The sequence below is a fragment of the Pseudomonas sp. NFACC46-3 genome (assembly GCF_900114515.1).
Taxonomy (GTDB): Bacteria; Pseudomonadota; Gammaproteobacteria; order Pseudomonadales; family Pseudomonadaceae; genus Aquipseudomonas; species Aquipseudomonas fluorescens_Q.
The window spans coordinates 1-17,020 of the sequence record NZ_FOTH01000046.1; the positions used below are offsets into that span (position 1 = coordinate 1).

Below are 17,020 nucleotides of genomic sequence, written 5' to 3' on the forward strand. Positions count from 1 at the left end.
ACCACCTGATCCCATCCCGAACTCAGAAGTGAAACGATGCATCGCCGATGGTAGTGTGGGGTTTCCCCATGTGAGAGTAGGTCATCGTCAAGATTGAATTCCCAGAACCCCTGTCTGCATCAGCAGCCAGGGGTTTTGTCGTTTTGGGCCGGTAATCGGATCAAACCCCTGATGCCCCGGCAAACCCCCAATGCCGTTGCTATGCTGTGATAGTCGGGCCTTGGCGACCAAGGGCCCGCGACGTCACTGGTCATGGGGATTCCAATAATGAAAAACCCTTATGCTCCCGGCTTCTGGTGCGCCATTGCGGCTTTGCTGCTGCTTTCGGCCACTTATTTCTATGGCGTCATGCTCACTCACCAGATCGATAAAGCGCTGTTGTTCCTCGATAGCGCCGCGGCGCTGATCGGCGTGATATCCATTGCGATCGTGGCCTGGGCATCGTTTCAGGGTCAGCGCATCAAGAAAAAACACCTCGAACAAGGTAAGACACTGGTGCTGATTTGGGACACCAAGGTTGCGCTGCGACGTGTCGAAACGGTGTTTGACCGGTATTTCTGGGGCAGTTATTGGCAGCCTGGCCGCACGTTCCAGGAGGTCATGGGGGAGCTCACCGGTACCCCTTTGGAAAAAAGCCTGGAAGCCCTGAAAACCCAATGTGCTGCCCTGGACAAGCAAGTCACCCAGGACGGCTGGCATTGGCTCAACAACGCCCGAGAGTTGTGTGACGTGGCTAATGCCATGGCCCGTGAGCGCTATCAACTGGACTTCTGCGATTCACGCGCAGACTCATCATCGGGCGCGGCAGTGATCAATCGCGATTTCGAAGTGCTGGTGTACACTTGGACGGCCCGTCTCAAGACTTTCGACCATCAGCTCGACGAGATCGAAGTCCAATATTCGTAGACCACCTCGCAAGAAAACGTTTTTACCCCTTTAAACATTGGGCCCGCAGGGGGGCCTGATGGTAATCTCCCCTCCTCTTTTTCGGCGTCGAGCCACACCCTTTGCGGGTCAGGGAAGACGACGGCTTTGTTCAACCATGGATATCGATCGGGTCACTCATGAATAAATCAGCAAGCATACTCCTGGGAATCGTTGTGGCTGTCGGTGCTGTCAGCGCGGGCGGCGCCTGGTACACCGGGACCAAGCTCGAAGGCGTGTTGACGAACGCTATTGCCGATAGCAACAAGCAGATGCAGACAGCCTTGGCCGGGTCCAATAGCACCGCCACCCTGGAGCTGGTTTCCATGGACCGTGGAGCGTTCAGCAGCACCGCCCACTACCGCCTCAAGGGCGAGGGCGAGATCTTCGGTGGCGAGCCGGTTGAGTTGCTCTTCGTCGACCAGATCGAACACGGCCCACTGCCATTTTCGCGCTTGATAACACTCAAATGGCTACCGGTCATGGCCACCAGTCACACCGCGCTTGAGCGCAATCCGCTGACCGACAAGTGGTTCGCCGCCACCAAGGACCAATCGCCGCTCAAAGGTGTGGTCAACCTGGGGTACGATCAATCCATCAATGGCACCTACGAGCTGCTGCCCGTGGATACCAAGCTGGATGAGCAATCCCAGCTCACTTTCTCCGGTCTTAAAATCGACCTGGCTGCCAGCGCCCAGGCACAGAAGGTCAAGGCCGACGGCTATATGGACAGCTTCAAGCTGACCACCGTCGCCGAAGACCAGACTCCCGTGCAGGTAGAGCTGAGCGGCCTGACATTGGCGAGCAACCTGAGCAAAAGCTCCTACGGTTACTACATGGGTGACAACACCCTGCTGCTGAGCAACACCAAGGCCACCTTTGGTGAGCCGAAGTCGGTGCTGGGCCTGAAGAACTTCGAGATGAAGAACAGCAGCACCGAGAGCGGCACCAGCGCTTCGGGGCGTGCCGATTACAAGATCGGTGAGTTGTCGTTCAACGACAAGACCATTGGCTCGGCGCAGATGGCAGTCAGCCTGAAGAACCTGGACATCCCGGCCACCATGTCGCTGATGCAGATTTACCAGACCAAGCTGCAACCCTACGAAAAAGCTGCAGCCGAGGCCGCAGCAGCCGGCGAACCGGCGCCAGAGCTGAGCCTGACCGAAGCTGAAGAAGCGCAGGTCAAGGCTGATCTGGAGAAACTCCTGGCCGGCGCCCCGCAAGTGGCGTTGGAAAACCTGTCGTTCAGCACCGCCAATGGTGAAAGCCGCGCCAACCTGATCGTTGATCTGGCCAAGCCGCAGTCCATGGACCTGCCACCGGATGAGTTGGGCCGTCAGTTGCTCGCGCTGCTGGATTTCAATCTCAAGGTTTCCAAACCGATGCTGGTCGACCTGATGACCGTACAGGCACAGATGGAAGGCCAGACGGATGCGAAGTTGATCGCCGATCAGGCCACTGCCACCAGCGATATGTTCAGCGCCATGGCGGTCGGTTCGGAACTGGCAACGCTTGAAGGCAACGATGTTGTCACCAAGCTGCACTACGCCAACAATCAGGTCGATTTCAACGGCCAGAAAATGACCGTTGAGCAATTCACGGCATTCGTGATGAGCAAGCTGGGTGGTGGCGTCGCCGTCCAGTAACGCGCTCGGGCAACACCCCAAACCCGGCCCGTGCATCACGCATGGGCCGGGTTTTTTTAAGCCTATCGATCAGCCCTGCGCCGAAATCTGTAGCGATTCTGAAGAATTGTGGCGTTCCTGAAGATGACCCGCCTGAGAGTGCAAGACTAGGCCCATTAGAGCTTGGCTGGATTCCTTTGATCCGGCTTCCTGTTTGATGGGCAAGGGGGCACTGCGACCCGGCTGGCCATGTAAGGATGCTGACGAATGCCGCGTACTGTGGGTCCTTTTATTCAACGTGGTTTGCGCCCGTTGTTTCGTGTCGCGCTGTGCAGCCAACTGTGCTGGCCGATGCTGGCGTTTGCCGATACCGCCTATGACCAAATGGTGCTCGACGCCCGTGCAGGCCATTACACCCCTGCGCTGACGGCGTTGCGCCAGGTGCCGGCCGGCCAGGCCAGCGCCGCACAGATCAGTGACCACCTGCAGATCGCCAGCTGGGCCGGCCTCGATACCGAGGTGGTGACGGTCTATGAGACCCAAGGCCGCAATCGAGCGCTGCCCGTCCAGGCGCTGACTGCGACGGCTCGTGCCTATCGCAACCTCAAGCGTTGGGATTCGGCGGCCGAGCTGTACCGCCAGGCGTTGGTGATCGACCCTCAGAACCCCGACTTGCAACTCGGCCTGGCCTTGACCCAGGCCGATGCAGGCCAGCCCGACGAAGCCGTCACTCGCGCCAAGGCCCTGGTCGCTGCCAAGCCGACAGATCCGGTGCGTCGACTGGCATTGGGTTATGCCTTGACCCGCGCCGACAGCCCCCACGAAGCGCTGTTCGAATACGACCAGGCCTTCACTCGCGCCGGTAACAGCCCAGAGGTTGCGCGTGAATACGTCTATGCCCTGCAGCGCGCGCGGCTGCCGGAGCCGGCGCTGCGCCTGGCGCGCCTGCAGCCGGGGCTGATCGACCGTGGCGTGCAACGACGCCTGGAGGGTGACGTCGCCGCCGAACGGGTGCGCCTGGCGGACATGGCCAGCCGCAGCGAACATGAGCGCTTCGTCATTGCCGACCGAGCACTGGCCGACTACGACAAGTTGCTCGCCACCTGGACCCCGGTGGCCGAGGCCCACGACGATGTACTCCGTTGGCGCATCGATCGCATGGGCGCGCTCAATGCCCGCGCCCGTCGAGCAGAAGTGATTGCCGAATACCAGAAGCTGATCGCCGAGGGCGTGAGCATTCCCACTTACGCCCTGCGCTGGGTGGCCTCTTCCTATCTGGAACAGCGGGAGCCGGAGATTGCCGTCGATCTGTACCGCCGGGTCCTGACTGCGCCGGATGCCGATCCCGCGGAGCGTTTTGAAGACAGCACCGCGCTCTACTATGCGTTGCTGGAAAGTGAAAAATCCGAAGAGGCCCGTGCACTGGCCGAAGACATGGCGAAAGCCCAGCGTCCGCGCATCGAGCTCAAAGGCCTGCCGATCGGCAACCCCAACGATGAATGGATGGACGCCCAGCAACTCGCCGCCCAGGCCGGCACGTACGGCGCCGACTTGCCCTCTGCCGAAGCGCGTCTGGAAACCCTGGTCAACCAAGGCCCGGGCAACACCGGCATGCGTCTGGCCCAGGCCGATCTGTACCAGGCCCGTGACTGGCCGCGCCGTTCGGAAAACCTGCTCAAAGAAGTCGAGGCGACGATCCCGCGCAACCGTGACCTGGAAATCGCCCAGGCCCGCGCCGCCATGGATTTGCAGGAATGGCGGCAGCTGGATGCCCTGACCGACGACGTGGTCGCCCGCTACCCGGAAAACGCCCATGTCAAACGTCTGCAGCGCCAGCGCGAGGTACACGACATGGCCGAGCTGCGCATCGAGGCCTACACCGGCAAGAGCTATGGCGGCGGCAATGGTGATGCCGGTGCAGTTACCGGCAGCCGGGACTTTGGTATCGAAACGCTGCTCTACAGCCCGCCCATCGATGAAGACTGGCGGCTGTTCGGCGGTGCCGGCTACGCCACCGGCGATTTCGAGGAAGGTACTGGTCACCACCGTTGGCAGCGCCTGGGCGTGGAGCGTCGCACCCGGGACATGACGCTGGAGGCCGAGGTCTCCAATCACTCTTATGGTTCCGGCGACAAGCAAGGCGCGCGCCTGGCCGTGGCCCGGGACATCGACGACCACTGGCAGTACGGCGCCAGCCTGGATTACCTCTCGGCCAATACCCCGCTGCGGGCGCTCAACAGCGGCATTCGCGCCAACGGCGGTAGCGGTTTCGTCCGCTGGCGGGCCAATGAAAGCCGCGAGTGGCGGCTGACGGTGAGCCCGTCCCATTTCAGTGACGGTAACAATCGCCTCGAAACCCAGCTTACCGGCCGCGAGGGCATTTACAGCACGCCGCGCCTGCAAGTGGAACTGGGTCTGGAAGTCGGTGCCAGCCGCAACAGCGGCTCCAATGAAGTGCCCTATTTCAATCCGAAAGCGGATTTCAGCGTCATGCCGACCGTGAGCGCCAACCACGTGTTGTACCGCCGCTACGAGACCACGTGGAGCCAGCAATTCCAGGTCGGTGCCGGTACCTACAGCCAGCGCGACTACAACACCGGGGCCATGGGATTGCTCGGCTACGGCCAGCGTTTCATCTGGAACGACGTGCTGGAGGCCGGTGCCGCGCTGAGCTGGCTCAACCGCCCCTACGACGGCGATCGCGAAAGCGATCTACGCCTGCTTGTCGACCTCACCTATCGCTTCTAGAAGAGTTTGAAGATGCCTGTCATTTCGCGATTCATCCTTCTGCTGGGGGTCTTGCTGATCAGCGCTTGTGCCCAGCAAGCCCCGGCATTCACGCCGCCTTCGCAGCGTCCGCTGGCGGCCAATGACGCCCCGTGGCCGAAGAACCATGTGCTCGGCATTGCCTACCACGATGTCGACGACCGTGACCCGGACCAAGCGCTGGTGGCCGTGCGTACCGAACGGTTGATCGAGCAACTGGCGTGGCTGCGGGAAAACAACTACCAGCCGGTCACGGTGGATCAGATCATCACGGCCCGCAATGGCGGCCCGGAACTGCCACCGCGTGCGGTGCTACTGAGTTTCGACGACGGTTACGCAAGCTTCTACACCCGCGTCATGCCCATCCTGCGTGCCTATAACTGGCCAGCGATCCTTGCCCCGGTCGGCAGTTGGGTGGATACGCCGCTGAACCAAACGGTGGATTTCGCCGGGGTGCCACGCAAGCGTTCCGAGTTCCTGACCTGGGAGCAAATTCGCGAGGTTTCCAAATCGGGCCTGGTGGAAATCGCCGCCCACACCGATGCCAATCACAAAGGCATCCTCGCCAACCCGCAGGGCAACCAGCAACCCGCTGCGACCACCCGGCGCTACGACCCCGCCACCGGTCGTTACGAGACCGAGGCCGAGTTCCAGGCCCGCTTGCGCAAGGACGTGGCGGCCATTTCCGAGAAGATCCGCAAGGTCACTGGCTACAGCCCGCGTGTCTGGGTCTGGCCGTACGGTGAAGCCGACGGTACTGCGTTGCAGGTGATTGGCAACGAGGGCTATCAAATGGCCCTGACCCTGGAGGATGGTCTCGACAGCCTGGATAACCTGATGAGCGGCCCACGCTTCCTGGTGGCGTCCGATCCGGATGGCGCCCATTTCGCCGAAAGCATCGTGTCGGTGCAGACGATGGACCCGATGCGCGTGGTGCATGTCGACCTGGACTACGTCTATGACCCGGATCCGGTGCAGCAGGACGCCAACGTCGGCCAGTTGGTCCAGCGTATTTCCGACCTGGGCGCCAATACGGTGTTCCTGCAAGCCTTCGCCGATCCGAAAGGCGACGGCCTGGTGCATTCGTTGTACTTCCCCAACCGCCACCTGCCGGTACGCGCCGACCTGTTCGACCGTGTCGCCTGGCAACTGCGCACTCGGGCCAACGCCAAGGTCTATGCCTGGATGCCGGTGCTCAGTTTCGCCCTGGACGCGAAGCTTTCGCGGGTACAGCGCTGGGATCCGGAAACCGGCAAGACTGGCGTTGCCCCGGACCAGTACGTGCGTTTGTCGCCGTTCGACCCGAACGTGCGCCAGGTCATTGGCGAGATCTACCAGGATCTGGCGCGGATGAGCTCATTGGATGGCGTTTTGTACCATGACGACGCGGTGTTCTCCGATTTCGAGGACGCCAGCCCCGCAGCCCTGAAAGTCTATGCCGCCAACGGCCTGCCGACGTCCATCGCCGCCCTGCGGGCCGATCCTGTAGCGATGCAACGCTGGACCCGCTTCAAGAGCCGCTACCTGATCGACTTCACCCATGAGCTGACCGCCAAGGTCCGGGCGATTCGTGGTCCGCAGATCCTGACGGCGCGCAATATCTTTGCCGAACCGATGCTCAACCCGCAAAGCGAAGCCTGGTTCGCCCAGAACCTTGACGACTTCCTCGGCGCCTATGACTGGACGGCGCCGATGGCCATGCCGTTGATGGAAAACCAGACCCGCCAGCAATCCGGTCCCTGGCTCGAGCGCCTGGTGGACACCGTCAAGGCCCGTCCCGGCGCGCTCAAGCGCACGGTGTTCGAACTGCAGGCCCGGGACTGGCACAGCAAGCCGGTCAGCGATATCGAGGGCGAGCAATTGGCCGACTGGATGGGGCGCCTCAAGCGCAAAGGCGTGACCAGTTTCGGCTACTACCCGGACAACTTCATCGAAGACCAGCCCGCTGTGAAAACCGTGCGGCCGGCGCTCTCCAACAAGTGGAATCCTTGACATGCTCGACAGACTGCTCGCTCTGCTGGTGCTGGCGATCGTCCTTGGGGTGCCCCTGGGCCTGATCTTCCTGGTCACCGGGCAATTCCTGATGGACTTCGTGTTCTTTTACCCGCTGTTCATGTCCGGGCTGTGGATCGCCGGCGGCCTGTACTTCTGGCTGCACTGGGAGCGCCACTGGCCGTGGAAGGACGACACCTTGCCACCGCCCCTGGCCGGCGAGCCGTTGATCAGTATCCTGATCCCGTGCTTCAACGAAGGCGATAACGTCGCCGACACCATTTACGCGGCGCTGGGCCAGCATTACCCGAACATCGAAGTCATCGCCATCAACGACGGCTCCAAGGACAACACGGCCCAGATGCTCGATCAACTGGCGGGTGAAGACCCGCGCCTGCGCGTCCTGCACCTGGCGGAAAACCAGGGCAAGGCCGTGGCCCTGCGCATGGGCGCCATCGCGGCGCGCAGTGAATACCTGGTGTGCATCGACGGTGACGCGCTGCTGGCGCCGAACACCTGTGCCTACCTGGTGGCGCCGATGCTGGACAACGCCCGCCTCGGCGCGGTGACCGGCAACCCGCGCATCCGTACCCGCTCGACCTTGATAGGCCGGGTCCAGGTCGGCGAGTTTTCCTCGATCATCGGCCTGATCAAGCGCACTCAACGGGTGTTCGGGCGGATCTTCACCGTGTCTGGCGTAATCGTCGCGTTCCGTCGCTCCGCCCTGCACCGGGTTGGCTACTGGAGCCCGGACATGATCACCGAAGACATCGACATCAGTTGGAAGCTGCAACTGGATCACTGGAGCATCTTCTATGAGCCGCGCGCGCTGTGCTGGATCCTCATGCCCGAAACCCTGCGTGGCCTGTGGCGGCAACGACTGCGCTGGGCCCAGGGGGGCGCCGAGGTGTTGTTCAAGAACATCCGTGGCATCTGGCAGTATCGCCACCGCTACCTGTGGCCACTGTTGTTCGAATATTGCCTGTCCACCGGTTGGGCGTTCACGTTCCTGCTGTCGGTGATTTTCTGGGGGGCTGGCAAGTTCGTCGAAATGCCAGAGGCCATCGCGGTCGATCACCTCATGCCGCCAGCCTTCACCGGGCTGCTGCTGGCCGTGGTGTGCCTGCTGCAGTTCGCGGTGAGCATCCTGATCGACCGCCGCTACGAAAAAGGCCTGTGGCACATCATGTTCTGGGTGGTCTGGTACCCGTTGGTGTTCTGGCTGATCAGCCTCTTCACCACTCTGGTGAGCTTTCCAAAAGTGCTGTTCGGGCAGCATCAGAAGCGTGCGCGCTGGATCAGTCCGGATCGCGGTATCAAACCGTTCGATGATCAGGAAGAGGAAGTGATCCGATGAAAATTATCAGGACCCGGCAACGGCCTTTTCTGGTGCTCATCGATGCGTTTTTTACCGTACTGGCGTGGGTGGGGTTGTTGTACTTGCTGGTCAATGGGCTGTGGCCGCTGTTCGCGAGCCAGGCCGGTCCGCGCCCGGGAGGGTCACTGTTCGATACCCTGGGGACCTTGCAGGTCTATGGATGGATCGCCTTGGTCAACGCGGTGCTGTTGATTACCTGGGCGCGTTACCAACAGCGTAAAAGTCGCAGCTTCGCCCAGCGCCGGTCGCCGGCCCCGGTCGTGAATGACCAGGGCTTGAGCGCCAGTTTCAAGTTGACCGACGAGCGCCTGGACACGCTGCGCCAGCCCGGCTCGAAGACTATTCACAACAATCAGGACGGCGACATCAGCCACGTCGTGCCGCACTTCCACTTGCTCAGCCCCGACTTGCAGCCACCGCCCCTGGCGCCACTGGAGCGGCCGGGCGTGATTCACCTGCCGGCCGATCACTCCGTACATTGATGCAAGCCGTGCCGACGCTTTCGCGAGCAAGCCCGCTCCCACAGGGGATTTTTTGGGGGGCAGATCTACGAAGAGAAATCCCGAACCAGCCGCCATGCCTCGTCCACCGGCAACGGTTGTTTCATGCGCTGGGCCAACGCCGCCATGGCCCGGCCTTCATCACAGGCCACTGCGGCGGCAACCAGGCCGTCCTTGCCCAGTAGGGCAATAAAGGGCGGATGCTCGGGCGTGCCCTTGAATTCCACTTCGTCCCAGTGCTCGGCGTGGCCAAGATAGTCGTAGCGTTTGCCAAAGTGATAGGTCCAGAAAAACGGCACGTCCAGATAGCGCTCGTCGCCGCCGAGCATGTTCGCAGCGGCGATGCGCGCCTGTTGCTGGGCCAGGCGCCAATGCTCGATGCGCACAGGCGCGCCGTTGAGGGGGAACGTCGCGATATCACCCACGGCCCATACGCCTTCAGCCACACGCATGCCTGCGTCAACGGACAGCGACTGGTCCTGTTCCCGTGGCAACCCGGCAAACGGCTCGGTGGCCGGGTGCACGCCAATGCCGACGATCACCAGGTCCGCAGCCAGACGCTGGCCGTTATCCAGCACCACGGCTTCGACCTTGTGCGCTCCCTCGATCCGTGCCGCTTCGCCGTCGGTGTGGTACACCACACCGTTGGCCCGGTGCCGGGCCAGGATGGCCTGGCCAACGCTCTCACCCATCTGTGCAGCGAACGGCACCGGATGCCGGGCCAGGACGGTGACGTCCAGCCCGCGCTTGCGCAGGGACGAGGCGACTTCCATGGCGATGAAACTATCGCCGATGATCACCGCCTGTTGCCCTGGCCGGACCGTGTCGAGAATCTGCCGGGCGTGGGCGATCGAACGCAGCACGAAGACTTGCGGCAATTCGATGCCGGGCAGTGCTGGCATCTTGGGTGCCCCGCCAGTGGCAATGAGCGCGGCGTCGTAGTCCAGCTGCCGGCCATCGGCGAGTTGGATTTGCCGAGCGTCGGGGTCCAAATGGGTGACCTCGCCATGGAGCCTTTCGATGCGTTGCCGGGTGAAGTAGGTTTCATCGCGCAGCGGCGCTGTCTCGTTGACTGCCATGTCGCCGGCCAACACATACTTGCTCAGCACCGTCCGGTCGTAGCCGGCCTCGGCTTCGCGGTCGATCATCAGGATTCGACCGCCAAAACCCTTCTCCCGCAACGCCGCCGCGCAAGCCGTGCCGGCGGCACCGGCGCCGATGATGACAAACGTGCGTGCGTCATCGGCCGGCGGGACTTTATCGGTTGGCAATGGTTGATCGTCGACCCAGACGTCACCGTCCCGGACCTCGACGTGGTAGCGCGCCAGGCTGTCGAGGGCCGGCGGTTCGCACAGGGCGCCGTCTTCCGTGCGGAACGCGGCCTTGTGCCACGGGCAAATCAGCCGTCCGTGGCACACCGCGCCCTTGGCCAGTGGTGCGCCGGCATGCGGGCATTTGCCTTGGAAGGCGCGCACTTGATCACCGGAGCGCAACAGCAGGATGGACGTGTCGTCGATTTTGACTTCGAGGCCGCGATCTTCACGAACGTCGGCGAAACGGGCGACTTGATGCAGAGACATGGTCATTCTCCGGCAGGCGTTTCCCTTTGGAGTCGCAGGAACGGAGCGAGTTTCAGCATAATTGTCACTGCAACCTTGGCGAAGCTGCGGCTATAGTTCGCAAGCCGTCCATGGCCAGACACGCACAAGGTGCCCCCGGTATGACCCGATTGAATTTTTTCTCCCCTTGGCTGGCGGCCGTCGCCCTGGTGCTGTGCGCACAAGGGGCTGTCCAGGCCGAGGAGCGTTTTACCCTCAGCATCCCCGGTGTGTCGGACGACCGCCTCTTCACGGCGGCGGCAGCCAGTGATGCCAACACCTGTGGTGGCAAGAACATTTCTCCGGCCCTGAGTTGGAACGCCGGCCCACCCGGCACCCTCAGCTACGCCATCGTCATGTTGGACCCGGACGGCCAAAGGGGCCAAGGTGTCGACCACTGGGTCCACTACGGCATCAAGGCCACCACGCGGCAGATTCCGGCGGGCGCCGGCACCAAGTCCTCGTTGGAAGGCATGAGTGGTATCAACAGCAAGAACACCCACGGCTACGTCGGTCCTTGCCCGCCTGTCGGCGACAGCGCTCACCACTACCTGATCCAGCTTTTCGCCCTGGACCTGCCGCCGGAGGCACTGCCCGCCGACCTCACACGCGCCCAACTGATGGAAAAAATCAAAGGTCACGTGCTGCGCAACAGCAGCGTAGTGCGCCGCTACCACCGCTGACCCAAGACGACACAACCCCCTGTGGAGAGGGGATTTATCCCCGTTGGGGTGCAAAGCACCCCTTGCCACAATGACGCCGCCCAGACACAAAATTGGCATCACGCGCCAAAAGCGAGCACTATCGAGCCCCTGTTCACTCATGCCGGAGGATGGCGATGACGCAGAAACCCGACGGCATCGCCCGCCTCCTGAACTGCCCGACCAAGGGCGACGAAATACGCCGGGCCATCGCCCAGAGCCGCAAGGATTTCCTGCCTGCCGACGAGGCCGAAGACGCCGAGCCAGGCCAGCCACCGGTTCAACCGGTGGACACTGATCGCGACGCCTGAGCCGTCGCCCTCTTTTAACTCATCGTTCAAATCTGCCTATGACTGCCATCCCTGTTCTACCCGGTGACCGATTCAGCCGATCCGATTACAAGACCCTGGGCCTGGCCGCCTTGGGCGGTGCGCTGGAAATCTACGATTTCATCATCTTCGTCTTCTTCGCCCTGACTCTCAGCCAGTTGTTCTTCCCGCCGGAAATGCCCGATTGGCTGCGCCTGCTGCAAAGCTTCGGGATTTTTGCCACCGGCTACCTGGCCCGGCCCCTAGGCGGCATTCTCATGGCGCACTTCGCTGATCGCCTGGGACGCAAGCGGGTGTTCAGCCTGAGCATCCTGATGATGGCCTTGCCGTGCCTGCTCATCGGCGTGATGCCGACCTACGCGCAAATCGGTTATTTCGCACCGTTGCTGTTGCTGGCGCTGCGTATCCTGCAAGGTGCGGCGGTGGGCGGTGAGGTGCCCAGCGCCTGGGTGTTCGTGGCCGAACATGCGCCGCTGCATCATCGCGGCTATGCCCTGGGTTTCCTCCAGGCCGGCCTGACCTTCGGCTACTTGCTGGGCGCCTTGACCGCAACGGCGCTGGCGCGGATCTACACACCGGCGGAGATTCTCGATTACGCCTGGCGCCTGCCGTTCCTGTTGGGGGGCGTCTTCGGCGTGATCGGCGTCTGGCTGCGTCGCTGGCTGAGCGAAACGCCGATCTTCATGGCCCTGCAAGCCAATCGCGAAGGCGCAGCGGAACTGCCGTTGCGCACGGTCCTGCGCGACCACCGCCAGGCCTTGCTGCCCGCCGCCATCCTGACCTGCGTGCTGACCTCTGCCGTGGTGGTGTTCGTGGTCATCACCCCGACCGTGATGCAGAAAAGCTTCGGCATGACCCCCAGCCACACCTTCGCCCTGAGCAGCCTGGGCATCGTGTTCCTGAACATCGGCTGCGTCCTGGCCGGGCTCATCGTCGACCGCATCGGCGCCTGGCGCACCGTCATGCTCTACAGCCTGCTGCTGCCTGTGGGCATTGCCGTGCTCTACGCCAGCCTGATCAGCGGCAGCGCCTGGCTGGGCCTGGCTTACGCCTTGGCCGGGCTGGGTTGCGGCGTGGTTGGTGCGGTGCCGTCGGTGATGGTCAGCCTGTTCCCGCCGAAGATCCGCGTGTCCGGCATCTCGCTCACCTACAACATCGCCTATGCCCTGTGGGCCAGCATGACACCGCTGATGCTGATTGCACTGGTGCCGTGGAGCCCGTGGGTGTGCGTGGGGTATTGCGTGGTGATGGGGGCGGTGGGCGTGGCTGCGTCGGCGTATTTCCCGGGGCGGTGGGCGCGCGTTTATGGTTCGGCCCTAGCGTCGGAATCCTGACTACAATCCGTAAGCTTTGTTGTAGGCCTTTTCTGAAGCAGTATGATCCTGCCTGATCCGAGGTAGATTCAGCGCACTTTGTGTTTACCATGGGCATCTCTTCTGTTGGGGAGCCTTGCATGAAAGCTAGTACAGCCATTGCTACGTTTCGTCGGTTGCGGACCCAGCCACTGTGGCGGCTGCTGGCTTTTGATCATGGGCCTCTGACCCTGGGACTGCTCCAGACCCATCTGTACGAAAGCGAGCGGGGTCTGCCCGCGTCCATCTTCCATGCTATCTGCCAAGCGTGAAGACGATACTGATGGATGAGCGTACTTTGTTGTCTTACAAACCATTGTGGGGGGTGGAGAAAGAGCCACACCCCTCCATCACGCTGGCTAATCTCACAGTAGAAGAGCAGGTCCTCTATGAGAAGCTCAAGCGCAACACACTAGGGCAAAACGTGCGTCTAGAGCAGGAGCGAATATCGTGGGATTTCGCCTGGAGAGAGATACAAGAGGTGGCTAGTGATTGAGGAGGGGGTTTATTCATCAGGCCCCGTACGTAGAAATATTGAGGGGGCTACATTGGGGGTTGGTCGCGCTGTTAGTCAAGGCGGAGTCGTTGAGCTATGAGCACGGATAACGCCAATCGCAATACCTCGCAGTTCATCATCTACCAGAGCGAAGACGGGCGAACCCGGTTGGACGTGCGCTTTGTCGACGAGACCGTATGGTTGACCCAAGCCTTGATGGGTGAGTTATTCAGTACCACGCCAGAGAACGTGTTGATGCATCTGAAGAACATCTTCAGCGAAGGTGAGCTTGATCAAAACGCAACCACTAAGGATTTCTTAGTAGTTCGTCAGGAAGGTACGCGTCAAGTGAAGCGCAATCTCAAGCACTACAACCTTGATGCCATTATCTCCGTGGGCTATCGCGTACAAAGCCATACGGCAACGCGCTTCCGTCAATGGGCCACTCGGCAGTTGCGTGACTACATCGTCAAAGGTTTTTTACTAGATGATGAGCGCCTGAAAAATCCCGATCAGCCGTTCGACTACTTTGAAGAGCTGACGCGGCGCATTCAGGATATTCGCACCAGCGAAAAACGCTTCTACCAGAAGATTACCGACATCTACGCCACCAGTGTGGACTACGACCCGACTCAGGAAGCCAGCATCAACTTCTTCAAGACCGTGCAAAACAAAGTGCACTGGGCAATTACCGGGCAGACTGCGGCTGAGCTTATTCACAATCGTGCCGACAGCGGTAAACCCCACATGGGACTGACCAACTGGCGCGGCGCCAAGGTGCGCAAACAGGATGTCGCTAACGCCAAGAACTACCTCTCGGCAGAAGAGCTCAGCGCTTTGAACAATCTGGTCGAGCAATACTTGGTGTTTGCGGAGGGCCAAGCCATGCGTCGCATTCCAATGTCCATGGCTGAGTGGGTGAAAAAACTCGATGGTTTCCTGACATTGAACGACCGCGAAATTCTTGATAGTGCGGGTCAAATTTCTCATGACCTGGCCAAGCAACACGCCGAGTCGCAATATGAGCTATTTCATCAACTGCGCCAGCAAGAAGATACTGCGAGCGCTGACCAAAACCTCATCAATCTGAGCGAGCTTAGTCAATCGCTATCAAACAAGACCCGATCCAGGCCTTGACGTTTTGACTACAAGATTTCCAATCTGTGGCAAGTGGCCACGTTTTGTTGGAGTGTGGCGTCTAGAATTTAGGCCTTTATGAGCAGTCAATGCCTGGCAAGGTTAGTGCTTGGAGCTCCAGCGTCGCCATCACCGACGCTTACGATTATTTGGCTACCGGTCGTTCTAAGACGCCCACGCAAAAAATCCACAAAAGCACGAGTCCGTGCCGAGCGGCGTCGATCTTGACTGAACACGGCGCTGATGGGCAGTGCCAGTGGCTGGTAATCGGCCAGCAGGGGGCAGACGGTACCCTGGCGAACATCGGCAGCGAACAACCACTGCGGTGAAAGCGAAACGCCCAGGCCCGACAGCACCATTTCCCGGATCGCCTCGCTGCTGTTGCAGGTGACGTTGCCCTTGATCGTTACGCTGTGCTGTCGGCCATCCTGGTCGAACCGCCAGACGTCATAATGCTCCAGCAGTGTAAAAGCCAAACAGTTATGGCCGGCCAGGTCAGCCGGTGCGAGGGGCGTGCCGTGCTGTTGCAGATAGGCGGGGGAGGCATACACCCGACGCGGGCTGTCGCCGAGGGAAACCGCCACCAGTCCTTCGTTTTTCACCGCGCCGATGCGAATCGCAAGGTCGATGTTTTCCTTCAGCACATCTTCGTTCTGATCACTTAACCTCAAGTCGATACGAAGCTGTGGGTGAAGGGCCAGGAACTCGCCCACCAGGGGCGCAATACACAATCGGCCGAAACTGACGGGCGCCGCCACGCGCAGAAGGCCGGCGATCTGTTCCTGCCCACTGGCGAAACTGAGTCGTGCGGCGTCCACGCTGGCGAGTATGTCCTTGCTCTCGGCGTAGAAGCGCTGCCCCTGGTCGGTCAGCGCGAGCTGGCGGGTGCTGCGGGCAAACAGCGCCCCGCCGAGGTGTTGCTCCAACGCGCGGATCTGCTTGCTCACCGCCGGTTGGCCCAGGTTCAGTTCCCTGGCGACGGCCGAAAACGAGCCGCGCTCCACCACCCGCACGAACACCTGCATTGCGTCGAACAGATCCATCTGGATTTAGCCTCTGCCTGGAATAAATCCTATCCATTGTTGCTCACTTATCGGAATGCGTCTTCCCTCGCACTATGAACCTGCCCACTCATTGGAGGTTTACCGTCATGAACAACATCATGTCCGCCGCCGTTGCCGAAACCGCTCAGGCTGCGCTGATTGTCCGTTCCATCTCCCGGCCCATTCCCGGCAAAGGCCAGGTATTGATCAAGGTGCATGCCGCCGGAATCAACCCGCTGGACACCAAGATCGCGGCGGGAGGCGGGGCCCACGCACGTCAGCCGCTGCCCGCCGTATTGGGAATCGACCTGGCCGGGATGGTGGTTGAACGGGGAGAGGGCGTGAATGACTTCGCGCCTGGCGACGAGGTGTTCGGCATGGCCGGCGGGATCGGCGGGGCCCAAGGCGCGCTGGCCGAATACATCGCGGTCGATGCCCGCCTGATTGCGCCCAAGCCTCACTCACTGAGCATGCGCGAAGCGGCCGCCTTGCCGCTGGCATTCATTACGGCCTGGGAAGGCTTGGTCGATCGCGCCAACGTTCGGGCCGGGCAACAGGTGTTGATTCATGGCGGGGCGGGCGGCGTCGGTCAAATGGCCGTGCAAATCGCCAAGGCCCGTGGCGCCGAGGTCTACGCCACGGGCTCGGCCGACAGCCAGGCTTTCATCCGCGAACTGGGCGCGTCAGCCATCGACTACCGGACCCAGGACACCGACAGCTACGTGCGCCAGTACACCGATGGCGAAGGCTTCGACATTGTCTACGACACCGTTGGCGGCCCGACCCTGGATGCGTCCTTCAACGCGGTAAAGACCTACACCGGCCATGTGCTCAGTTGCCTCGGCTGGGGCCAACACAGCCTCGCGCCGCTGTCGTTTCGGGGGGCGAGCTATTCCGGGGTGTTTACGTTGATGCCGCTGCTGACCGGCAAGGGGCGCGAGCATCATGGTCAGATCTTGCGGGAGGCCGCCGCTCTGGTTGAGTCAGGGCAACTGCGGATCAAGCTGGATCAGCGCCGGTTTGGCCTGGAGCAAGTCAATGAGGCCTTTGCGCAGGTAGCCGAGGGGCGTGGGGCGGGGAAAACGGTCGTGGACATTGGGATTGAGTGAGACGGGACCGCACTCCGTCAGGGCCAAACAACTTGAGCGCTCATACAAACCCCGTAGAATGCAGCCGCCA

General features: G+C 61.4%; 14 protein-coding genes and 1 rRNA gene. 13 read left to right on the forward strand and 2 right to left on the reverse strand.

Annotation, left to right across the window (positions count from 1 at the left end; genetic code table 11):
* The 7 genes from rrf to pgaD form a co-directional block, all read left to right on the forward strand.
* A 5S ribosomal RNA gene (gene rrf, locus BM300_RS27560) occupies positions 1–93 on the forward strand; the annotation flags it as partial.
* A 174-nt stretch (positions 94–267) separates the two neighbouring features.
* Positions 268–906, forward strand: coding sequence for an NADH:ubiquinone oxidoreductase subunit N (locus tag BM300_RS27565; RefSeq protein WP_092150303.1), 639 nt, complete (start codon positions 268–270; stop codon positions 904–906).
* A 158-nt stretch (positions 907–1,064) separates the two neighbouring features.
* Complete coding sequence (locus tag BM300_RS27570; RefSeq protein ID WP_092464525.1) at positions 1,065–2,570, forward strand: YdgA family protein; 1,506 nt, start codon at positions 1,065–1,067, stop codon at positions 2,568–2,570.
* A gap of 246 nt (positions 2,571–2,816) precedes the next feature.
* On the forward strand, positions 2,817–5,297 hold the full coding sequence (gene pgaA / locus BM300_RS27575; protein WP_092464527.1) for a poly-beta-1,6 N-acetyl-D-glucosamine export porin PgaA: 2,481 nt from the start codon (positions 2,817–2,819) through the stop codon (positions 5,295–5,297).
* Positions 5,298–5,309: 12 nt separating this feature from the next.
* A complete protein-coding gene (gene pgaB, locus BM300_RS27580; RefSeq protein WP_092464529.1) occupies positions 5,310–7,307 on the forward strand; it encodes a poly-beta-1,6-N-acetyl-D-glucosamine N-deacetylase PgaB in 1,998 nt (665 codons plus the stop codon).
* Position 7,308: 1 nt separating this feature from the next.
* Positions 7,309–8,664, forward strand: a complete 1,356-nt coding sequence (gene pgaC, locus BM300_RS27585; protein WP_092464531.1) for a poly-beta-1,6-N-acetyl-D-glucosamine synthase — start codon at positions 7,309–7,311, stop codon at positions 8,662–8,664.
* A complete protein-coding gene (gene pgaD / locus BM300_RS27590) occupies positions 8,661–9,167 on the forward strand; it encodes a poly-beta-1,6-N-acetyl-D-glucosamine biosynthesis protein PgaD (RefSeq protein WP_072347222.1) in 507 nt (168 codons plus the stop codon). The genes pgaC and pgaD overlap by 4 nt, the downstream gene beginning before the upstream one ends.
* 65 nt (positions 9,168–9,232) lie before the next feature.
* Here the strand turns inward: pgaD and BM300_RS27595 are convergent, their stop codons facing one another.
* The gene (locus BM300_RS27595) at positions 9,233–10,765 is read right to left on the reverse strand and encodes an FAD-dependent oxidoreductase (RefSeq protein WP_092150288.1); all 1,533 of its coding nucleotides are present in this window, start codon (positions 10,763–10,765) and stop codon (positions 9,233–9,235) included.
* A gap of 140 nt (positions 10,766–10,905) precedes the next feature.
* On the opposite strand from BM300_RS27595, the gene BM300_RS27600 reads away from it, so the two are divergent.
* From BM300_RS27600 to BM300_RS27615, 5 genes are all read left to right on the forward strand, one after another.
* Entirely contained in the window at positions 10,906–11,466 is a 561-nt protein-coding gene (locus BM300_RS27600) for a YbhB/YbcL family Raf kinase inhibitor-like protein (RefSeq protein ID WP_092150285.1), read from the forward strand.
* Positions 11,467–11,621: 155 nt separating this feature from the next.
* Positions 11,622–11,795, forward strand: coding sequence for a hypothetical protein (locus BM300_RS31130; RefSeq protein ID WP_170862112.1), 174 nt, complete (start codon positions 11,622–11,624; stop codon positions 11,793–11,795).
* Between the two features lie 38 nt (positions 11,796–11,833).
* The gene (locus BM300_RS27605) at positions 11,834–13,147 is read left to right on the forward strand and encodes an MFS transporter (protein WP_092349493.1); all 1,314 of its coding nucleotides are present in this window, start codon (positions 11,834–11,836) and stop codon (positions 13,145–13,147) included.
* A gap of 286 nt (positions 13,148–13,433) precedes the next feature.
* Positions 13,434–13,661: a Wadjet anti-phage system protein JetD domain-containing protein gene (locus tag BM300_RS27610; RefSeq protein WP_256572444.1), complete on the forward strand. Its 228-nt coding sequence runs from the start codon at positions 13,434–13,436 to the stop codon at positions 13,659–13,661.
* Between the two features lie 96 nt (positions 13,662–13,757).
* Positions 13,758–14,798: a virulence RhuM family protein gene (locus BM300_RS27615; RefSeq protein WP_092349496.1), complete on the forward strand. Its 1,041-nt coding sequence runs from the start codon at positions 13,758–13,760 to the stop codon at positions 14,796–14,798.
* Positions 14,799–14,884: 86 nt separating this feature from the next.
* Here the strand turns inward: BM300_RS27615 and BM300_RS27620 are convergent, their stop codons facing one another.
* Entirely contained in the window at positions 14,885–15,841 is a 957-nt protein-coding gene (locus tag BM300_RS27620; RefSeq protein ID WP_256572447.1) for a LysR family transcriptional regulator, read from the reverse strand.
* A 107-nt stretch (positions 15,842–15,948) separates the two neighbouring features.
* On the opposite strand from BM300_RS27620, the gene BM300_RS27625 reads away from it, so the two are divergent.
* The gene (locus tag BM300_RS27625) at positions 15,949–16,950 is read left to right on the forward strand and encodes a zinc-dependent alcohol dehydrogenase family protein (protein ID WP_092464533.1); all 1,002 of its coding nucleotides are present in this window, start codon (positions 15,949–15,951) and stop codon (positions 16,948–16,950) included.
* Positions 16,951–17,020: the final 70 nt, after the last annotated feature.